A 19,927-nucleotide genomic window follows, 5' to 3' on the forward strand; every position below is an offset into this window, starting at 1 on the left:
GGCTCCGATGCGAGGGACGTGGCCGCAAGACGGGCGGCAACTCACGTAACCTGGAAACCTTCCCAGAACGAGTCGCTGCGATCAATCCAGATCGTGTTGAACCCGGTCGCGATCGCCGACCCCTCGATTGAGGGAATGATCGCCGCCTGGTCGCCGAGCGTGGTCGCGGCCTCGACCCGACCGATGAAGCGGCTGCCGATGTAGCTTTCGTGGACGAAACGGTCGCCGGGGGCGAGCCGCCCGCTGTCGGCAAGATGCGCGAGCCGGGCGGAGGTGCCGGTCCCGCACGGCGAGCGGTCGATCGCCTTGTCGCCGTAGAACACCGCGTTGCGCCCGTCCGCGCCGTCTCCACGCGGCACGTCCGCCCAGAGAATGTGGCTGACGCCGCGGATCGTCGGGTCGAGCGGGTGGACGGGTTCGTATACCGCGCGCACCGCGTCGCGGATCCTGCCGCTGAGGTCGATCAGTCGCGCCGCGCCGAGATCGTCGAGCCCGGTGTAGGCGCCCTGCGGCTCGATGATCGCGTAATAATTTCCGCCGTAAGCGACGTCGATCGTCAGCGGGCCGATGCCGTCGACGTCGACCTTTATGCCCTTCGCCGCGACATAAGCGGGGACGTTGGTAATCCGCACCGCCGTCACCTTGTCGCCTTCAGTCTCATAAGCGACGTCGATCACGCCCGCGGGGACTTCGATCCGCAACCGGCCCGGCTCGGCGGGCTGGATCAGCCCGTGTTCGAGCCCGAAGGTGACCATCCCGATCGTGCCGTGGCCGCACATCGGCAGGCAGCCGCTCGTTTCGATGAACAGGATGCCGACATCGGTATCTGCGCGCGTCGGGGGATAGAGGAACCCGCCCGACATCATGTCATGCCCGCGCGGTTCGAAGCACAGCCCGGTGCGGATCCAGTCGAACCGAGTCATGAAATCCTGCCGCCGCTCCGACATGGAAGCGCCCTTCAGGAGCGGGGCCCCGCCCGCGACGAGGCGGACGGGGTTTCCGGCGGTGTGGCCGTCGATGCAGAAGAAGGTATGGCGCATCGGCGGAGGCTATCAGGCAGCTTGAGCGGAGGCGAGGGGTGCCGGGGGGGCAAGCGTGGGACGGGTGGCGGCGGCCTTTTCGACCATCGCGATCACTTCGGCGCGGCGTGCGCCGACCAATGGGTAGCGCGGCGGGAGGACGCGCTCGGACCCGCGGCCCATAACTTGCTCGGCGAGCTTGATCGACTGGACGAGGTCATGCTCGGCATCGAGGTGGAGGAGCGGCATGAACCAGCGGTAGATTTCCATCGCCTTGGCATGATCGCCGCGCGCGAAGGCATTGACCAGCTCGACCGATTCGCGCGGGAAGGCGTTGGTGAGGCCCGAGACCCAGCCCTGTGCGCCGAGATACAGCCCCTCGAGCGCGACGTCGTCGAGCCCGGCGAACAGCACGTAACGATCGCCGAACGCGGTCTTCACATCGGTGAAGCGGCGCGTGTCGGGGGCGGATTCCTTGACCGCGACGATGTTGGCGACATCGACCAAAGCGGCGAGCACGTCATTGTCGATCAGCGTGCGATAGGCGGGCGGGTTGTTGTAGAGCATGATCGGCAGGCCGACCGACTCGGCAACGCCCTTGAAATGCGCGACGAGTTCGTGCGGCTTGGGGACATAGACCATCGGCGGGAGCAGCATCAGCCCGTCCGCGCCCGCGGTCTCGGCGGCCTTGGCATAGCGCACCGCACGGCGCGTATCATATTCCGAAACGCCGGTGATGACGGGCACGCGCCCCGCAACCGCCTCGACGATCGCGCTCAGGACCTCGACCTTCTCGTCATATTCGAACGAGTTGTTCTCGCCGACCGTGCCGAGCGCGATGACGCCGGTGACGCCATCCTTGATCAGATCATCGACAACGCGCTGCGTGTCCGCCAGATCGACCGTAAGGTCTTCACGGATCTGCGTGGTGACTGCGGGGAAAACACCCTTCCATGCGACAGACATTGCGTATCGACCTTCCTCAATCTCGTTGTATATACCGTATACGAAATGGGAAGTGACAGTGCAACAGGAGAATCGCTTGCGCTCTATCGGGATCATCGGCGGCGGGGTCGTCGGGCTGACCGCAGCGCTTGCGTTGCTCGACCGCGGGTTGGCGGTGACGCTGTTCGACCCGGATGTCGCCAAGGGTGCGGCCTCCTGGGGGAATGCCGGGCATATCGCAGTCGAACAGGTCGAACCGCTCGCGTCGCCGGGGGCGATGCGCTCGGTGCCGGGGCGGTTGTTCTCGCGCGGCGGGGCGCTCGCCTTGCCACTGTCGATGGCGGCGAGCTGGCTGCCGTTCGGTCTGAAGCTGGCGGCGGCGTCGACACCGGCGCGCTTCTCGGCGGGGACCGCGGCGCTGACGCCGTTGCTCGCGGCGGCGATGCCGGGCTGGTGCGCATTGGTCGACGCGCTCGATACGCCCGAACTGTTGCGGCAGGACGGACATATCGTGACGTGGGAATCCGATGCGACGGCGCGGCGCGGGCGGTTGAAATGGCATCGCGCGGCGATCGGCACCGCGACGATCGGCGAAGTCGATTCGACCATGTTCAGTCGCGTTCGCGGGTTGAGCAAGAGCGTGGTGGACGGTGTGCGGTTCGCCGGCAGCGGGCAGATCAGCGATCTTGCGCGGCTCGCGGCGGTGCTGGAGGCGGCGGTCGTCGCGCGTGGCGGGACGATCGTGCGTGACGCGGCACGACTGGTCGAGACCGGCGATGGCGTGGCGATCGAGGGCCATCCGAGCGACCTCGTATTGGTCTGCGCAGGCGTCCGGTCGCGCGCGCTGCTCGAACCGCTCGGGTACCGCGTGCCGATGATCGCCGAGCGCGGCTATCATATCCGTGCCGATGCGGCGGGCTGGCCGGCGGATTTGCCACCGATCGTGTTCGAGGACCGCTCGATGATCGTTACGCGCTATGCCGATTGCGTCCAGGCGGCGAGCTTCGTCGAACTGGGCAAGCCCGATGCGCCCGCCGATCCGCGCAAATGGGAGCGGCTGGAGCGGCATGTCGCGCAGCTCGGGCTGCCGATCACCGGGCCGTATCGGCGCTGGATGGGCGCGCGGCCGACGCTGCCCGACTATCTCCCTGCGATCGGGCGGTCGGCGCGGCATCCCAATCTGCTCTATGCCTTCGGGCATCAGCATCTCGGCTTGACGCTAGCGCCCGTGACCGCGCAGCTTGTCGGTGCGCTCGCGGTGGCGGACCAGCCGTCGGTCGCGATCGCGCGCTTTTCGCTCGACCGTTTCTCTCGGCAAGGACCGCGTACATGACCATCGGTGGATCGACCGCAGACGCTGAACTCGCAGCGCTCGCGCCGTGGGGCGACCCGGCACCGCGCATCACCGCCGCCGAACGCGCAGCCCGGCTCGATCGCGCGCGGGCGCTGACGGCGGAAGCGGGGGCGGATGCGCTGCTGATCGGCGCGGGGGCGAGCCTGCGCTATTTCGCGGGCGTGCCGTGGGGGGCGAGCGAGCGGCTGGTTGCGCTGGTGCTGCCGGTGGAGGGCGATCCGGTGATCGTCTGCCCGCGGTTCGAGGAGGGATCGCTGCTCGCGGCGCTTGAGATCCCCGCCGACGTGCGGTTGTGGGAAGAGGATGAGAGCCCGTCCGCGCTGGTGGCCGCCGGGTTGCGGGGTGGCGCGACGCTGCTGGTCGATCCGCAATTGCCGTTCGGGATGGCGACCGCGCTGGGGGCGTGCGGGCTGGTGTTGCGCGATGCGTCGAGGGTCGTCGATGCAGGCCGGATGCTCAAGAGCCCGGCGGAACTCGCGTTGCTCACGCAGGCCAAGGCGATGACGCTGGAAGTGCAGCGGCGCGCGGCGGCGATCCTCGAACCCGGCATAGCGGCGAGTGCGGTGATCCGCTTCATCGATTCCGCGCATCGGGCCTTGGGGTCGGCGGGGTCGTATTTCTGCGCGGTGCAGTTCGGGCGCGCGACCGCGTTTCCGCATGGCTTGCCGGGGGACCAGCTGCTCGAGGAGGACCAGCTCGTGCTGATCGACACCGGGTGTCAGGTCGAGGGCTATCATTCGGACATCACGCGGACCTATGCGTTCGGGACGGTCGATGCCGAGGTCCACGCGATCTTCGAGACCGAGCAGGCGGCGCAGCGTGCGGCGTTCGAGGCGGTGCGGCCGGGGGTTTCGTGCGAAAGCGTCGATGCCGCGGCGCGTGCGGTGCTGGAGCGCGCGGGGCTGGGGCCGGACTATCGCCTGCCGGGGCTGCCGCATCGCACCGGGCACGGGATCGGGCTGTCGATCCATGAGCCCGCCTATCTGGTGCGCGGCGACCGGACGCCGCTTGCGCCGGGGATGTGTTTTTCGAACGAACCGATGATCGTGGTGCCCGATCGCTTCGGGGTGCGGCTGGAAGATCACTTCCACGTCACCGAGACGAGCGCGGCGTGGTTCACCGCGCCGCAGCCGTCGATCGACCGGCCGTTCGGGTAATGAGGGGCGGGGGCAGCTCTTCAATCACAGGGGGAACGATGATGCGACATTCGACACGATTTGCACTGCTGCTGGCACTGCTGACGACAACGACCGCCGTGCCGCTTCAGGCACAGGAACCGCCCGCGCGGACGACCGCGACGCCGGGGCGGCCTGCGCTCGTCGCGCTGTTTACGGAGTGGCGGCGGTTCGCGGACGCGCCGCGCGTCGCCGGCGTGCCCGATTATTCCCCCGCGGCGATGGCGCGACAGGCCGCCGGGCTCGCGACTTTCCGCCAACGATTGGCCGCGCTCGACCGGACGGGGTGGAGCAAGGCGGACGGGATCGACGCGCAACTGATCGAGGCCGAGATGAACGGGCTCGATTTCAACCTGCGCGTGTTGCGGCCGTGGGCGCGTGACCCCGGTTTCTACCAGACGGTGTGGGGTGAAGAGAGCGACGTTCCCGCACACGAAGGCCCCAATGCCCCCGCGATCGACCTGTTCGCGTTCGACTATCCGCTGTCGGCGAAGGATGCGCGGCAGCTGACCACGATGCTCCAGACCGTGCCGGCGTTGCTGACACAGGCGCGCGGCACGCTGGCGGCAAGCAATGCGCGCGACCTGTGGCTGTATGGCGCGCGCGCGTTTCGCGAACAATCCGCGGTCCTGGCGAAGCTCGAGGCGGGGACGCTGACGATGCGTACGCTGGAAGGCGCGAAGCACGCCGATCTGTCGGGTGCGGGGCGCTCGGCACTGCCCGCGGTTCGCGCGGCGCGCGCGGCGACGGATGCGTTCGCGGCGTGGATCGCGGCGGAAGCACCGAAAAAGACCGGGCCTTCGGGGGTCGGCAAGGCCGACTATGATTGGGCGATGCGCAATGTTCATTTGCTGCCGTACGGCTATGACGAACAGGTCGCGTTGCTCCAGCGCGAGCTCGACCGATCGCGCGCATCGATGCGGCTGGAGGAAGTGCGCAACCGCGCGCTGCCGCCGCTCGATCCGATCGAGGATTCTGCCGCTTACACCAAACTGGCCGCCGAGAAGGCGCGGCGGTTTGCGGATTTCCTGATCACCACGGGGATGGTGCCCGACAAACCCTATTACCGCGCCGCGATCGCCGCGCAGCAAGTGCCGTTCACGCCGCTCGCCGAGCGTAACTTCTTCTCGCACGTCACCGCGCGGGATCCGTTGCCGCTGTACAGCCACGATTATCACTGGATCGACCTTGCACGGTTGAAGCACGAGCCACAGGCCGATCCGATCCGGCAGGGGCCGCTGCTCTACAACATCTGGGAGGAACGCTCCGAGGGGTTCGCGACCGCGATGGAGGAGATCGCGCTCCACACCGGGCTGTACGATGATCTGCCGCGCGGGCGCGAGCTGGTGTGGATCATGCTGGCGAACCGCGCGGCGCGCGGGCTCGCGTCGCTCAAGGTGCAGGCGAACGAGATGACGCTGGCGGAGGCGGGGCAATATCACGCACGCTGGACCCCGCGCGGGTTTTCCGACGCCGCGAGCGATCTCGTCGGGTTCGAGCAGCTGCTGTACCTGCGCCAGCCTGGGTACGGAACGAGCTACGTGACAGGGAAGCTGCAATATGACCGGCTGCTGTCGGACCTGTCCGACCGGGCGGAGCGCGACGGCAAGCCGTTCGATGCGGCGCGCGCGTTGCAGGCGATGTGGGCGCCGGGGATTATTCCGGTCGCGTTGATCGAGGCGGAAATGGTCGAGGGCGCGCGCTGAGGTTCTCTTCCTACCGTCATTAGCACGAAGGCATGGCCTTTGCGCAACCATCGCTGTTATCCCGCGAAGGCGGGAGTCCAGGAGTCGCGAGAACTGTAAGCCGTTGTTCTGCCTGACTCTGGATTCCCGCTTTCACGGGAAAACAGCAAAGGACGGTTCGGTAGGACGAGCGGGGCCAGCCAGTATAGATCCCGGAGCAGACGCGCGTTTTTAAACCGTCTGTCATCCTGAACGTGTTTCAGGATCCAGCCCTCCGCGAGTCCGGACTATGCCTGTTGCGCGGTGGATGCTGAAACGAGTTCAGCATGACGGCAGCTTTTTGGGACGCGGGGTGGCGGGCAAACCTCCGATTGCCTTCACGCAGAAGGATCGCCTGCGCGGGAATGACGAAGGGCATCCCCGCTCGGCTCACTCCTCGTCGGGATACGGCCCCTTGCCGCCCGCGGCGATCAGCTGGTCGGTGCGTTGCTCGATCACCGGGACCGGGACCGACCCCAGCTCGAGCATCGCATCGTGGAACGCGCGGATGTTGAACTTCGGGCCGAGCGCCTTCTGCGCCTTCTCGCGCGCGGCGAGGAAGGCGAGTTCGCCCATGTAATAGGATACCGCCTGCCCCGGCCAGGCGATGTAGCGGTCGACTTCGGTCTCGATCTCGTGATCCGACAGCGCGGTATTGTCGTGGAGATAGGCCTGCGCCTGCTTGCGGGTCCAGCCCTTGGCGTGGATGCCGGTATCGACCACCAGCCGCGCCGCGCGCCACGCCTGATAGCTCAGGAAGCCGAACGTGTCGTACGGTGTCTCGTACATCCCCATATCCTCGCCGAGCGCCTCGCAATAGAGCGCCCAGCCTTCGCCATAGACCGATAGATAGGTATCGCGCCGGAACGCGGGCAGCGCGGTGTTCTCGGCAGCGAGCGGCATCTGGAAGGCGTGGCCGGGCGCGCTTTCGTGGAGCGTCAGGGCAACTTGCGAATAAAAGGGGCGCGACTTCAGGTCGTAGGTGTTGACGAGGTAGATCCCCGGTCCGCCGCGCCCGCCGGTGTAGAAGGGCGCGATGTCAGCGGGGACCGGCTTGATCGCGAACCGGCTGCGCGGAAGGTGCCCGAAATATTGCGACGCCTTGCCGTCGAACGTCTTGGCGATCCACGCCGCGCGGTACAGCAGTTCGTTGGGGGTCTTGGGGTAGAATTGCGGATCGGTGCGCAGATGGTTGAAGAATGCCTGCAAATCGCCCTTGAACGCGACCTGCTGCATCACCGTGTCCATCCGCGCACGGATCTTGGCGATCTCGGCGAGGCCGACCGCGTGAACTTGATCGGGGGTGAGGTCCTGCGTCGTATATTCGCGGATCTTGCTTTGGTAATACGCCTTTCCGTCGGGCAGGTCGTAGGCGGCGAGCGCGACGCGGGCGTGCGGGATATAGTCGGTGCGCAGGAAGGCGAGCAGTTTCGCGTGCGCTGGCACCACCGCCTGGGTGATCGCGGCGCTGCCCTCGGCGCGGAGGGCTGCTTGTTCGGCGGCGGGGATCGTCTTGGGGAAGGTTTCGAACGGCGCGTAGAAGGGCGAGGCGGTTACGCTTTTCGCTTCGACGACTTGCGCCACGCCGGAATCGCGGCCCTGGAGCGTCACCTGCGGCGGGGTGAAGCCACGCGCGAGCCCGGCACGCATGTTGGCGATCTGTTGGTCGTAATAGCGCGGGATGTCACGCAGCATCGCGATGTAGTTGCGATAGTCCTGCGCGGTGCGGAAGCTGCCGCGTGCGGAGCCTGCGATGTTGCCCCAGAAACTGGTGTCGGCGTTGAGCGGCTTTTCATATTCGCGGTAGCGTTGTTCGGCGAGCAGCGCGTCGATCTGCTGCTTGTAGACCACGTAATTGACGCGGTTGGCGGGCGACAGGCTGGCGGGGGCGATGCCTTTGAGCGCGGTTTCGGTCGCACTCCAGCGCGCGAGGCGCTCGGCCTGCGCGGCCGGGCCGACATCGGGGAGCTTCGCGCTCTTGCCCTTGGGGGTGTCCTCGTCCTGCTCCATCTGGCGTTGCCGCCAGGCATATTCGGCCGTGTAGAGCGCCTCGAACCGCGCGTCGGCGGATTGCGCCGCCGCCCTGGTCGCGCGCGGTGCGGCCTGCGCCGCCATACCACTAAGCATCGTGCCACCGAGGGCAAGCGTCAGGAGGATCGTTCGCATCGTCATTCTCCCGAAGGCAGTTTCATGATGTCGTCGTACAATGTCGCGGGAATGGCCACCCCGTCGGCAAGACTTCGCCGACGCGCGGCATAGCGGCGCTGCGATGGCAGGCGCGCGCCCTGATCCTCGATCCCCGCGAACAGCGATTCCGCGCGCAGCAGGTGATGCGTCACCGCGGTGCCGACGAACCCCGCCGGGTCGATCGCGATGATCAGCTCGCCCCCGATCGGCGATCCGCCACGCTGCGCATCGGCGGCGAGCGATTCCTGGCTGGTCATGTCCCCGATCAGCGGACCCGCGAGCAGTTCCACCATGGCGGCGAGTGCCGACCCCTTGTGCCCGCCGAAGGTCCGCATCGCGCCCGCGAGCACCGCCGCGGGATCGGTCGTCGGTTGCCCGGCGGCATCATAGCCCCAATCGTCGGGGACGGGTTTGCCCGCGCGGCGATGCAGCTCGATTTCACCGCGCGCGACCGCGCTGGTCGCGAAATCGAACACGAACGGCTCCTGCCCGGGGCGCGGCCAGGCGAAGGCGATCGGGTTGGTCCCGAACACCGGGCGCGTGCCGCCCTCGGGCGCGACCCAGGCGTGGCTCGGGGTGAACGCGAGCGCGACCAGACCGGCACCGGCGAGCAGTTCGACCTCGGGCCACAAGGCCGCGAAATGGACGACATTGTTGAGCGCGAGCGCCGCGATCCCGCAGCGTCGTGCTTTCTCGACGAGCAATGGCCGGCCGCGTTCGAACGCGAGTTGCGCGAACCCGCCCGCGCCATCGACGCGGACGAGCCCGACTGCGGGTTCGCTCACCACCGGTTCGGCGTCGACCACCACCGCGCCGCGCGCGATGCTGTTGGCCGCGACCAGCAATCGGTAGATCCCGTGGCTCGCGCAGCCGTCGCGCTCGCCCGCGACCATGGTCTCGGCAACGGCGGCGGCATGCGCGCGCGACAGGCCCGCGCCGATCAGCTTGGCATTCGCCAGATCGTGGAGCGCGTCGAGCGAGAGGTGGACGTCGGGGCGGAGTTCGGGAGCGTCGAGGTCGGCGGCGGGGCGGGAAGCGGTGCGGGATGCGGTCATGTAGTCGGGGCCGATCTGGTGGCGGGGGCGGTGGCGGTGGCGGCGGTCATCAGGCGCGCGCCGAACACCGGTCCGGCGGCGGATTTGTCGTGCGGGAGGAAGCGGATCTTGACGCTCGCCTTGCCCTTGGTGAGCGCGAGCGGGATCGGATAATCGACGTCGAAGAACTTGCCCGGCTGGTCGGCCTCGAGATGCTGGGTCGCGATCTTGACGTTGTCGACGAGGATGTCGAAGTCGCGTGCGCGCTCGTCCCCCCAATAGCTTGCCTGGAGGATCAGCGGACCGGGGCGCGTCTTCATCGCGAATTCGAAATAGCCGCCCGAGCGCGCATCGCGCCCGTTACGCCCGCGATAGCTGACCGGATAGGAGATTTCCGAGGTCAGGCCGTGATCGCGTTCGGGCTGCATTTCGCCGAGATGCATCGTGTCGACCGAACGTGCCGCGAGATCGCGCGCGCGCGCCTGTTCGGTGAGGAAGGCGGCTTCCTCGCGTTTCCAGGCGGCATCGGTGAAGCGTTTGAAATAGACTGCGCTGCGGCGTTCATACTGGCTGTAGAAGGGCACGAAGCTGAGGTCGCCGGGGCGGACGATGCCGCGCGTGGCATAGCTGCCCGCGCTTCCCACGACCGGCGTGAAGGCGGCAAGCAAGTCGGTGCCGACCAGCGCCGGATCGGCCTTGTCCCACTTGTCCGCCACGGGGCCGAGATCGGCGGCGAGCACCATCGGCCCGCGCAGCACCGCGACGGTGTCCGCATCGCCCGGCGCACTTTCGATCCGCAGATCGAGCGGGATCGCGATCGAGACGGTGTCGCCCTTCTTCCAGCGACGCTCGACCAGCGCATAGCCTTGCGCGAAGACGGGTTCGACCGCCGCACCATTGACCTGAACGGTCGCCTTGCCCGCGGCCCAGCTAGGCACGCGCAGCGCGATCGCGAAGCGGCCGGGTTTGCTGAGCGTCGTCAGCGTCAGGCGCGATTCGGGTTCATAGGGGTAGCGCGTGTCGAGCCGGAGCGTCGCACCGCGCGTGCGCCACTGTGCCTCCGCCGGGATGTAGAGGTTGACGAGCAGCGTGTTGCCGCCTTCCCAGAAGATCGATTCGCCGTGCTTGGCGTGGCTTTCCATCCCGCTGCCGACGCAGCACCAGAAAACGTCGTCGGCAGGCGTCGAATAGTCGCGCGCGACGCCCGACATCAGCGGGGTCATGTAGCTGAAGCCAGCATTCCGCGGGTTCTGCGCCGCCATCACGTGGTTGAGGTGCGCGCGCTCGTAATAATCGAACAGCGCGCCATCGGGCTGCCAGCCATAGAGATGCCGGGTCAGCTTGAGCATGTTGTAGCTGTTGCAATGCTCGCACGTCTGTTCGGTGATGTGCGTCGCGATCGTGTCGGGGCCGGTGAAATATTCGCGGTCGGCATTGCCGCCGATGACGTAGCTGTGGTGCTGCGTGACGGCCTGCCAGAAGAATTTCGCGGCATTGGCGGGGGCGGGCTTGCCGTTGAGCTCGTGGATTCTCGCGAGGCCGACGAGCTTGGGGACCTGCGTGTTGGCGTGGAAATTGGCGAGCTTGTCCTCGCCCGCGACGAGCGGGTCGAGCACGCGGCGGTCGTACAGCCGCTCTGCCACCGCGAGCCAGCGCGACTCGCCGGTGCGCGCGGAGAGTTCGGCATAGCTTTCGTTGAGCCCGCCATATTCGCACCCCAGCAACGTCTGCATCTGCGCATCGTCGAGTGCGGCGAAGACCTTGGCGAAATACTCCGCGAGCCCGGTCGCGACCTGCAATGCCTGGGTATTGCCCCAGCCGGCGTGGACGTCGAGCAGCCCCGCGAACACCTTGTGGACGGTGTAGAGCGGCGACCATGACCCGTTGAGATCGAACCCGCCCGAGCGGATGTCGCCCTTCATCACTTCGGGGAAGATCTCCTCCCCGTCGACGATCGTGCCGTCCTTCCGCTTGCGCCCGAGCGCCCCGACATAGCCGGTGCCGCGCTTGGCCTGTGCGCGGGCGAGTTCGGCGACGACATAATCCGCGCGGGTGCGGCACGCTTCGTCGCCGGTCTGCTGATGCATCAGCACGAGCGCGGTGAGATAATGGCCGAGCGTGTGGCCCGCGATCGTGTCGCTTTCCCAGCCGCCGTAGATGGGCGCCTTGGGGGGAAGCCCGGCATAGGCCATGAAATTATGGAGCAACCGGTCCGCGCTCAGCCGCAACAGATAGGTGCGGTTGGCCTCAACCGCGGTGGCGTAGGCGGAGGGAAGCAGCCGGACCGACGACAGCGGCAGCGGCTTGGCCTTCGGGGGAAGCGCGGTGGTCGCGACCGCCGCCATTCCGCGCGCAGGTGCGCTTGCCAGTGTGACCGCAGCCATGCCCCACATCCATTCCCGCCGGTTCGCGCGCATATCGATCTCCCATCCGAATATCGGCGCGACGGGGTCTGCCATGCGCGGCTCCGTTTTGCCAACAAATAATATACGGTATAATATGCGTTGACGATCGCGGCGCGTCGTTTCAGGTTGCCACCGACCCTGATCGATTGCGAGCCTTGCCATGTTGCCGTTGCGGACCGTTCTTCTTGCATCCGTGATCGGCGGTGCTTTGTGCTTGTCGGCAGTTGGGCGGGCCGAGGACGCCAAACCCGCGGCGGCGAAACCCTCTTATCCGCCCGTCGCGCTGACCGGCATGACGACGCGCGCGTTTCAGCTGGCGCTGCGCAGCGACACGCAAACGCTCGCCCGGCTGTCGCCTGCCACGCTGCCCGGGTTCGATTTCGTCCCCGGGGGGCGCGAGGCGGAGCGCGCGGGCGACGGCTATGTCCATGTCGGCGACATTCACTTGCGCGTCCGCACGCCCGGCGGGGCGTGGAGGGACTTCGCGTCTGCGCAGCATCGCCAGCCGATCCGTCTCCTGCGGAGCGGGGGCGGGGTGCTCGCCGCCGCCGACATCAGCGCGTCGCTAGGGGCGGGAAGCCCGCTCAGGGTCGAGCGGCGGTGGGTGGACGATCGCGGCGTGCTCGCGCTGCGCTTCACGCTGGTCAACACCAGCGCGACGCCGGTCGAGGTCGGCGGGCTCGGGTTGCCGATGGTGTTCGACAACATCATCACCGATCGTTCGCTGGAGCAGGCGCATGCGCAGGCGAGCTTCGTCGACCCCTATATCGGGCGCGATGCGGGGTATCTGCAGGTGACGCGGCTGAACGGGGCGGGGCCCGCGCTGCTCGTCCTGCCCGAGCGGGGCACGCCGCTCGAGGCGTATCGCCCGATCCTCGAGGCGGGCAAGGCCCCCGCGGGTGACATCTTCACCGATCGCAGCAAGCGTGGGCAGACGTCCGAAGGCTTTTACGACTGGACGGTCGCGAGCAAGGGGTTCGCCGAGCGCGAATGGGCGAAGGCGGATGCGCAGTGGAACCCGCCTACCAGCTTTACGCTCGCGCCTGGTGCGCGGCGCGAGATCGGCGTGCGCTTCGTCACCGCGCCTGCGATCGGCGCGATCGAGAATACGCTGGTCGCGAACCGGCGGCCGGTCGCGGTGGGGATTCCCGGCTATGTCGTCCCGACCGATCAGGATGCGACGCTGTTCCTCAAATCCCCGCAGCGCGTGGTGCGCGTCGAAAGCCTCCCCGCAGGCGCGCTGACCGCGACGCCGGTCGCGGGGGCGAAGGGCTGGGCGCGCTATGCTGTGCGCGCGAGCGGCTGGGGGCGGGCTAGCCTGCTGGTGCATTATGCCGACGGGAGCGTGCAGACGGTCAGCTATTTCATCACCAAGCCTCTGGACAAGGTGATGGCCGACCTCGGCCATTTCGCGACGACGCGGCAATGGTATGAAGACAAGGCCGATCCGTTTGGTCGCAACCCGGCGATCCTGACCTTCGACCGCGAGGCTCGGAAGGTCGTCACGCAGGATCCGCGCGTGTGGATCTCGGGGATGAGCGACGAGGGGGGCGCTGGAAGCTGGGTCGCGGCGATGGTCAAGCAGCTCGATTCTCCCGATGCGGGCGAGATCGCCAAGCTCGAACGGCTGATCGACGAGACGATCGAGGGGCAATTGCAGGTTCCCTCGGGCGAACACGCAGGCGCAGTGCGCAAGAGCTTGTTCTATTACGATCCCAAGCTTCACCCCGGCTATTACGATCCGGCGACCAACTGGACGACCTGGACGTCCTGGTCGAAGAAGGACGCGGGCGATCTCGGGCGGGCGTATAATTATCCGCATGTCGCGATCGCGCATTGGGTGCTGTACCGCGTCGCGCGCAATCATCCGGGGGTGGTGCTGCGGCATCCGTGGCGCTGGTATCTCGACCATGCCTATCTGACGACCGTCGCGATGATGCGCGATGCGCCCTATTACACGCAGTTCGGGCTGATGGAGGGCGACGTGTTCGTCGACATCCTCAAGGACCTGAAGCGCGAAGGGCTGACCGCCGAGGCGACCGAATTCGAGCGGCTGATGAAGGGGCGGGCGGATCATTGGCGCACGCTCACATTCCCGTTCGGGAGCGAGATGGCGTGGGATTCGACCGGCCAGCCCGAAGTCTATGCGTGGATGCGCTATTTCGGATATCAGCCGCAGGCGGATGCGACGCGGCGGGTGATCCTCGGCTATGATCCGACGATCCCGTCGTGGGGGTATAATGGCAACGCGCGGCGCTATTGGGACTTTTTGTACGGCGGCAAATATCCGCGGATCGAGCGGCAGATCCATCATTACGGCTCGGCACTCAACGCGGTGCCGTTGTTCGATGCGTATCGCGCGGACCCTAATGATCTGCGGCTCCTGCGCGTGGCGTATGGCGGGATGATGGGCGGGATCACCAATATCGACCGTGACGGGTTTTCCTCCGCCGCGTTCCACTCCGCGCCCGATATGATGCGGTGGGACCCGTATAGCGGGGATTACGGCATGGGGCTGTACGGCCATGCGATTACGGCGGCGAGCTATCTGGTGCGCGACCCGACGTTCGGGTGGCTCGGGTTCGGCGGGAATGTGACCGAGCGCGGCGGGGTGGTGACGATCGTGCCGCGCGACGGGGCGCGGAGCCGGGTGTTTATCGCGCCTGCCGGGGTGTGGATCACGCTGGAGGCGGGGAAGATCGCGCGCGCTTCGTACGCGTCTACCACCGGGGTGGTGATGCTGACGCTCGATCCGGCGGTGGCGGGGACGCCGGTGGCGCGGGTGTTCGTCGAGACGACGGTTGCGGGCGGGCGGGGGTATGCGCCGGTTGGCGGGGTGGTGGAACGGGGCGACTATACGGTTCCGCTTGGCGCTGCGCCGCTGGAGGTGCGGCTGGTGCCGCGCTGAACCTGTTTCGGCATAGCGCATCCTCCGTTCGCCCTGAGCGCAGTCGAAGGGCTTGCGTTGCGCGGGGGGCTTCGACTTCGCTCAGCCCGAACGGGGGTAGGGGGCTGGCACCGCGATGACGATAGCGTGGCATTCCGTCCGCTTGGTGCAGCGCCGGTGGAGGTGACGCTGGCGCCGCGCTGAGCTTTCCTCGGGCATAGCACGTCCCCCGTTCGCCCTGAGCGAAGTCGAAGGGCTCGCGTCGCGCGGGGGGCTTCGACTTCGCTCAGCCCGAACGGGGGTTAGGGGCCCTCCGAACGGTCTCTTTACGACGGATTGTCACCGCGATGACGATGGCGTGGCATTCCACCCCGGCACCGCTTCCCCCGCCAGATTGCGCACGAAGAAATCGAACTGCCGCCGCGCGACATAATCGATCGGGCCGGTCGAGCGGCCGACGCTATGCTCGCCGCCGGGGACCACCAGCAGTTCGAAATCCTTGTCCGCCTTGATCAGCGCGTTGGCGACCTGCATCGTCGAGGCGGGGTCGACGTTGCTGTCCTGCTCGCCGACGATCATCAGCAGCTTGCCGGTCAGCTGCGCGGCATGGTCCACCCCTGAGGCGGCGGCATAGCTCGCGTCGACCGGCCAGCCGAGCCACTGTTCGTTCCAGCTGATCTTGTCCATCCGGTTGTCGTAACAGCCCGCATAAGCGACCCCGGCCTTGTAGAAATCGCCGTGGAAGAGGAGTGCGTTGAGCGTGCTTTGCCCGCCCGCCGAGGCACCGTAGATGCCAACCCGGCTGATGTCATAAGACGGATCGCGCTTCGCGAGCGCCTTGTGCCACAGGATTCTGTCGGGGAAGCCGCTGTCGGCGAGGTTCTTCCACGCGACGTCCTGGAACGCCTTGGAGCGGTTGGCGGTGCCCATCCCGTCGATCTGGACGACGATGAAGCCGAGATCGGCTTGCTCCTGCATCCCGATGACCTTGTCGCCGCCCGAATGGAAGCCGAACGGCCAATAGCCCTTGGGGACGAAACTGTCGTGCGGGCCGGCGTAGATGTCCTCGATCACGGGATATTTCTTGGTCGGATCGTAGTCGCGCGGGCGGACGACGACGCCCCAGATGTCGGTCACGCCGTCGCGGCCTTTGGCGCCGAACACTTGCGGAGGGCGGAAACCGGCGGCGCGTAGCTTGCTGTCGTCGCCGCGCGTGATCGTCGCGACCACCGTGCCGTCGCTCGCGCGGTTGAGCGTGCTGATGTTGGGGAGATCGACGCGTGACCAGGTGTCGACATAATGCGTCATGTCGGGAGAGAAGCGGACGTCGTGGTCGGCTCTTGCGGTGGTGAGGGCGGTGAGGTGTTTGCCGTCGAAGTCGATCCGGTAGGCGTGGCGGAAATACGGGTCTTCGCCTGGCGTCATGCCGCTGGCGGTGAACCAGATCTGGCGTTTGGCGTCGTCGACCTTGAGCACGTCGCGCACCACCCATGCGCCGGTGGTGATGCGGTTGCGTACCCGGCCGGTACGTCCGTCGATCAGATAGAGGTGGTTCCAGCCGTCGCGTTCGGACGCCCAGACGATCTCGTCGCCCTTGCCGCCGACCTCATAGGCGAAGCGGCGGTCGGCGTAGACGAAGGTTTTCGCATCCTCGGTGACGGCGGCGTGCGGCGTGCCGGTCGCGGCATCTATTGCGATGATCCGCGCCTGGCCGAAGCCGCGGCGGATGTAATCGAAGGCGACGCTCTTGCCGTCGCTGCGCCAGCGCGGGGGGGAGAGCTGATAGGGGTTGGGGAAGAGTGCGGGGTCGATCACGGTTTGCTTGCCGGTGGTTACGTCGAACAGCACGGGTTGCTCCTGGTCGATCGCGTCGCCGGGCTTTGGGTAGAGCTGGGTGCGGACGGCTGGCTGGAGCTGGCTGGCGGGGGCGGATTCTACGCGGAGGACGTGGCGCTGGTAGCCGGGGCGGACGCGGTAGATCATGATGTGGCGGCTGTCGGGGGACCAGCGGAGGGTTTCCGGGTCGTAAAAGTCTCCGGCGGAGCCGTCGGTGCTGAGTTTCTGAAGCCCCTCCCCTTCAGGGGAGGGGTTGGGGTGGGGGAGTTCAGCAGAACTGGCTCTCGGTGAGACACGCCCCACCCCCAACCCCTCCCCTGAAGGGGAGGGGCTAAGAGTTGCACGTTTGCGCAGCACCAGATTGTCGCCCTCGACGAACGCCGTGAAGCGCCCGTCCGGCGACGTCTTCGGGCTGTTCTCCGCCGGAACTGACAGATCGCGCACCACGCCGAACCCGCGCGGGCGCAGCGAAGAGGGGGCATCGGCGGCGCAGCGGTATGCGACGACGTCGCACTGCCATCCCCCGTCGTCGAGCGCGAAGCGGATCGTCCCGGCATCCGCGCCATGGTCGAACTCCGCGAACGGCAAGTGCAGCGGATCGAGCGCCTCCTTCCGCGCGGCCCCCAGCGCTGCGGCAAGCCGCACCGCATCGAACGACGGCCTTTTCGCCAACGTGCGCGCATCGACCGTCTCGAACGCAAACCCGCCTTCCACGGTCTTGCGATACGAGAACGCCCGGCTGTCCGCCGTCCAGTGCGCCGGCCCCGCGACCTCGCGCGTCAGATCCTGCCAAGCGCGCCGAAGCCCGATCGAGCGCCGGAACGCAGCTTCGTCGGGGGCAGCCAGCGCCGCACCCGGCACCGCGACCAGCAGCAGCGCGAGAACCGCGCGCGACGCGATCACGCGCGCGCGCCGATCAGCGGCAGCATCGCAGGCGCGAGCCCGTCGCCGCGCGCTTCCAGCCGGATCGGTCCGCCGCGCGGCCCCGCCTGGATCAGCGCCATGCACAGGCCGTTGAACGCGGACCGCTGCGGCGCATGATCGGGCTCGAGACTGCGCGGGTCGCCATTGCCGACGCCGAGCAGCCGCGCATCCCCCGACAGCGCGAAGTGGACCATGTTGGACGCGGTCGGCACTTCGCGCCGCTGCGCATCGAGCACCGCTGCACGCACCACCGCGACTTCGCCCGGCGCGAGGCGGCGGCGGTCGCTGCTCAGGCCGATCCGTGCCGCCGCGCCGGTGGTCGTGCGTTCGGCGGTGAGGATCTGGCGACCGTCGCGGAAACCCCGCGCGGTGATCCTGCCCGGCGCATAGGGCACGTCCCATTCGAGATGGCGGTTGCGGACCACGGGTTTCCGCCCGAGGCTGCGCCCGTTGAGCAACAGCTCGACCTCGGCGCAATTGCTGTGGACCCACACCGACACCGGCTTGCCCTCGCGCCCCGGCCAGTTCCAGTGCGGGAACAGGTGGAGCACTGGCGCGCTGCCCCACCACGCGCGGTAATAATGATAATTATCCTTGGGGAAGCCGCACAGGTCCATCTGGCCGAAGTTGGAGACGTTTTCGGGCCAGCGTTCGAACGGCGTCGGCTCGCCGCGATAGTCGAACCCGGTCCAGACGAACCCGCCGCTCAGGAAGGCGCGCTCGTCATAGAAGCTCCACCATTTTTCGGCGGTGGTCGCCCAGCGCGGGTAGTCCTTGTCATAGGCGGGGACGAACCCTTCGGCGTCGTTGCGGGCATATTCGCCGCGCGTCATCACCGTGCTGCCGGTCTCGGTGCCGATCATCGGGACGGTCGGGTGGCTGGCATGATAGCCGTCGATCGCGTCGAGATAGTAATTGCACCCCATCACGTCGAGCACGCGCGAGGCACCCTCGCCGAACTTGCCGTTGAACGCCTCGGTCACCAGCCGCGTGCCGTCGAGCTGGTAGATCCGCCGCTTCATCGTCTCGGCGATCCTTGCGCCGGTTTCGGTGCCGCGGTGGATTTCCTCGTTGCCGATGCTCCACAGGAAAATGCTCGGATGGTTGCGGCCGCGCCGCACCATCCGGTCGAGCTGGCTCATCGCTTCCGCGTTGCTCGACATCTGGCGGGTTTCCTCGAGCACGAGGATCCCCATCCGGTCGCACGCCGCGAGGATCGCGGGGGCGGCGGGGTGATGCGTCGAGCGATAGGCGTTGGCACCCATCGCCTTCAATTGCTCGAGCCGCCAGACGTGGAGGCTGTCGGGCACCGCGAAGCCGACTCCGGCGTGGTCCTGGTGGTTGCACGTGCCCTTGATCTTGACCGGCTGGCCGTTGAGGAAAAAGCCGTTGTCCGCGTCGAAGCGGAGCGTGCGGATGCCGAAATGCGTCTGGTCGTTATCGACTGCCACGCCGCCGACGAGGATCTCGGTCGTGAGCGTGTAGAGGTGCGGGGTGTCGAGCGACCACAGGGTGGGGCGTTCGATCAGCGTCTGCTGGGTCGTCGTCAGCGTCGCCCATTCGGGGAGCGTGAGATCCGACAGCAGCGTCGCAACCGCGCGTCCGGTGGCGTCCGACACGATGGAGCGGATGTGCGCGGTGGTGGCGGGTCCGTCGTTGACGATCTCGGTCAGGATCTGCGTGGTCGCGCCGTCTGCGCCCACGGTTGTCCGCACCGTCGCGCCATATTGGCGGACGTGGACGGGCGCGGTTCTGACCAGCCGGACTGCGCGGTAGAGCCCTGCGCCTTCATACGACCACGCCTCGCCGAGGCTGACGTCGCAGCGGACGACGAGCACATTGTCCTTGCCGGGCTTTGCGAAATCGGTGATGTCGAGCTCAAACGGTGCGTAGCCGCTGTCGTTCGCGCCGACGAAGAAGCCGTTGAGGATCACGCGGCAATCGCGCGAGACGCCGTCGAACTGGAGCAGCAAGCGCCGCCCGGCATCGCCCTTGGGGAGCGGGAGGACGATGCGATACCAGCCGACGCTGCTTGCGGGCCACATCCGGCCGAGCGGCTTGAACCCCTGGAACGATCCCGTTTTGTCGGCGTCGCTCCCGGCGGGGCCGAAGCGTTCGAACGGCAGGTCGACCGCCCAGTCGTGCGGGAGGGAGACCGTTTCCCAGCCCGTTGCGTCGAACTTTGCGTCTGCGACCGGCGTTCCGGCATCGCCCGACTTGGCGAAGGTGTCATGCGAGCGGCCGAAGCCGAAATCCTTTGCGGGGTCGGAGGCGTGGCCGAGGTGGAAGCGCCACCCTTCGTTGAGCGGGACGATCTGGCGCGGGCCGGTGGGCTTCGAGGTGTCCGGGGTCGCGACTCCGGCGGTGTGGGGGAGCACCGCGGCAAGCGCGGTCGCTCCGCTCGTCTTCAACAGATCGCGGCGACCGAGCATGGGAT

General features: G+C 67.4%; 11 protein-coding genes. 4 read left to right on the plus strand and 7 right to left on the minus strand.

The features are described from left to right. Window positions 1-41: 41 nt before the first annotated feature. Window positions 42-1,040 (minus strand): 4-hydroxyproline epimerase, encoded by a 999-nt coding sequence (locus ABIC17_RS02180; protein ID WP_354279005.1) that lies wholly within the window; start codon window positions 1,038-1,040, stop codon window positions 42-44. 12 nt (window positions 1,041-1,052) lie between these two features. Next, window positions 1,053-1,985, minus strand: a complete 933-nt coding sequence (locus ABIC17_RS02185) for a dihydrodipicolinate synthase family protein (RefSeq protein ID WP_354279006.1) — start codon at window positions 1,983-1,985, stop codon at window positions 1,053-1,055. 76 nt (window positions 1,986-2,061) lie between these two features. Between ABIC17_RS02185 and ABIC17_RS02190 the strand changes: the two genes are divergently transcribed. The 3 genes from ABIC17_RS02190 to ABIC17_RS02200 are packed head-to-tail and all read left to right on the plus strand — an operon-like array spanning window position 2,062 to window position 6,199. Beyond that, window positions 2,062-3,297 carry an NAD(P)/FAD-dependent oxidoreductase gene (locus tag ABIC17_RS02190; protein WP_354279007.1) on the plus strand — a complete coding sequence of 412 codons (1,236 nt, stop codon included), beginning with the start codon at window positions 2,062-2,064 and terminating at the stop codon, window positions 3,295-3,297. Beyond that, complete coding sequence (locus tag ABIC17_RS02195) at window positions 3,294-4,475, plus strand: M24 family metallopeptidase (protein ID WP_354279008.1); 1,182 nt, start codon at window positions 3,294-3,296, stop codon at window positions 4,473-4,475. Before ABIC17_RS02190 ends, ABIC17_RS02195 begins: the two co-directional genes overlap by 4 nt. Window positions 4,476-4,513: 38 nt before the next feature. Beyond that, entirely contained in the window at window positions 4,514-6,199 is a 1,686-nt protein-coding gene (locus tag ABIC17_RS02200; RefSeq protein ID WP_354279009.1) for a DUF885 family protein, read from the plus strand. A 408-nt stretch (window positions 6,200-6,607) separates the two neighbouring features. Here the strand turns inward: ABIC17_RS02200 and ABIC17_RS02205 are convergent, their stop codons facing one another. Genes ABIC17_RS02205 through ABIC17_RS02215 form a run of 3 tightly spaced genes read right to left on the minus strand, consistent with a single transcriptional unit; the run spans window position 6,608 to window position 11,897 of the window. Further along, the gene (locus tag ABIC17_RS02205; RefSeq protein WP_502958392.1) at window positions 6,608-8,389 is read right to left on the minus strand and encodes a DUF885 domain-containing protein; all 1,782 of its coding nucleotides are present in this window, start codon (window positions 8,387-8,389) and stop codon (window positions 6,608-6,610) included. Continuing rightward, window positions 8,386-9,459, minus strand: coding sequence for an Ldh family oxidoreductase (locus ABIC17_RS02210; RefSeq protein ID WP_354279011.1), 1,074 nt, complete (start codon window positions 9,457-9,459; stop codon window positions 8,386-8,388). The genes ABIC17_RS02205 and ABIC17_RS02210 overlap by 4 nt, the downstream gene beginning before the upstream one ends. Beyond that, window positions 9,456-11,897 carry a beta-L-arabinofuranosidase domain-containing protein gene (locus ABIC17_RS02215; protein WP_354279012.1) on the minus strand — a complete coding sequence of 814 codons (2,442 nt, stop codon included), beginning with the start codon at window positions 11,895-11,897 and terminating at the stop codon, window positions 9,456-9,458. Before ABIC17_RS02215 ends, ABIC17_RS02210 begins: the two co-directional genes overlap by 4 nt. A gap of 106 nt (window positions 11,898-12,003) precedes the next feature. On the opposite strand from ABIC17_RS02215, the gene ABIC17_RS02220 reads away from it, so the two are divergent. Then, window positions 12,004-14,751 carry a DUF5695 domain-containing protein gene (locus ABIC17_RS02220; RefSeq protein ID WP_502958393.1) on the plus strand — a complete coding sequence of 916 codons (2,748 nt, stop codon included), beginning with the start codon at window positions 12,004-12,006 and terminating at the stop codon, window positions 14,749-14,751. Between the two features lie 318 nt (window positions 14,752-15,069). Here ABIC17_RS02220 and ABIC17_RS02225 read toward each other — a convergent pair whose 3' ends face one another. Together ABIC17_RS02225 and galA are read right to left on the minus strand one after the other, a co-directional pair. Then, window positions 15,070-17,469, minus strand: coding sequence for a DPP IV N-terminal domain-containing protein (locus tag ABIC17_RS02225; protein ID WP_354279014.1), 2,400 nt, complete (start codon window positions 17,467-17,469; stop codon window positions 15,070-15,072). Beyond that, on the minus strand, window positions 17,466-19,922 hold the full coding sequence (gene galA / locus ABIC17_RS02230) for a beta-galactosidase GalA (RefSeq protein ID WP_354279015.1): 2,457 nt from the start codon (window positions 19,920-19,922) through the stop codon (window positions 17,466-17,468). Before galA ends, ABIC17_RS02225 begins: the two co-directional genes overlap by 4 nt. Window positions 19,923-19,927: the final 5 nt, after the last annotated feature.

Origin of the sequence: Sphingomonas sp. PvP056, from assembly GCF_040549155.1 — a bacterium.
GTDB lineage: Bacteria > Pseudomonadota > Alphaproteobacteria > Sphingomonadales > Sphingomonadaceae > Sphingomonas.

Bases quoted from the DNA above. Each gene is read 5' to 3' on its own strand.
- ABIC17_RS02180 (WP_354279005.1), bottom strand. From the start codon at position 1,040: ATGCGCCATACCTTCTTCTGCATCGACGGCCACACCGCCGGAAACCCC.
- ABIC17_RS02185 (WP_354279006.1), bottom strand. From the start codon at position 1,985: ATGTCTGTCGCATGGAAGGGTGTTTTCCCCGCAGTCACCACGCAGATC.
- ABIC17_RS02195 (WP_354279008.1), top strand. From the start codon at position 3,294: ATGACCATCGGTGGATCGACCGCAGACGCTGAACTCGCAGCGCTCGCG.
- ABIC17_RS02200 (WP_354279009.1), top strand. From the start codon at position 4,514: ATGATGCGACATTCGACACGATTTGCACTGCTGCTGGCACTGCTGACG.
- ABIC17_RS02205 (WP_502958392.1), bottom strand. From the start codon at position 8,389: ATGACGATGCGAACGATCCTCCTGACGCTTGCCCTCGGTGGCACGATG.
- ABIC17_RS02210 (WP_354279011.1), bottom strand. From the start codon at position 9,459: ATGACCGCATCCCGCACCGCTTCCCGCCCCGCCGCCGACCTCGACGCT.
- ABIC17_RS02215 (WP_354279012.1), bottom strand. From the start codon at position 11,897: ATGGCAGACCCCGTCGCGCCGATATTCGGATGGGAGATCGATATGCGC.
- ABIC17_RS02220 (WP_502958393.1), top strand. From the start codon at position 12,004: ATGTTGCCGTTGCGGACCGTTCTTCTTGCATCCGTGATCGGCGGTGCT.
- galA (WP_354279015.1), bottom strand. From the start codon at position 19,922: ATGCTCGGTCGCCGCGATCTGTTGAAGACGAGCGGAGCGACCGCGCTT.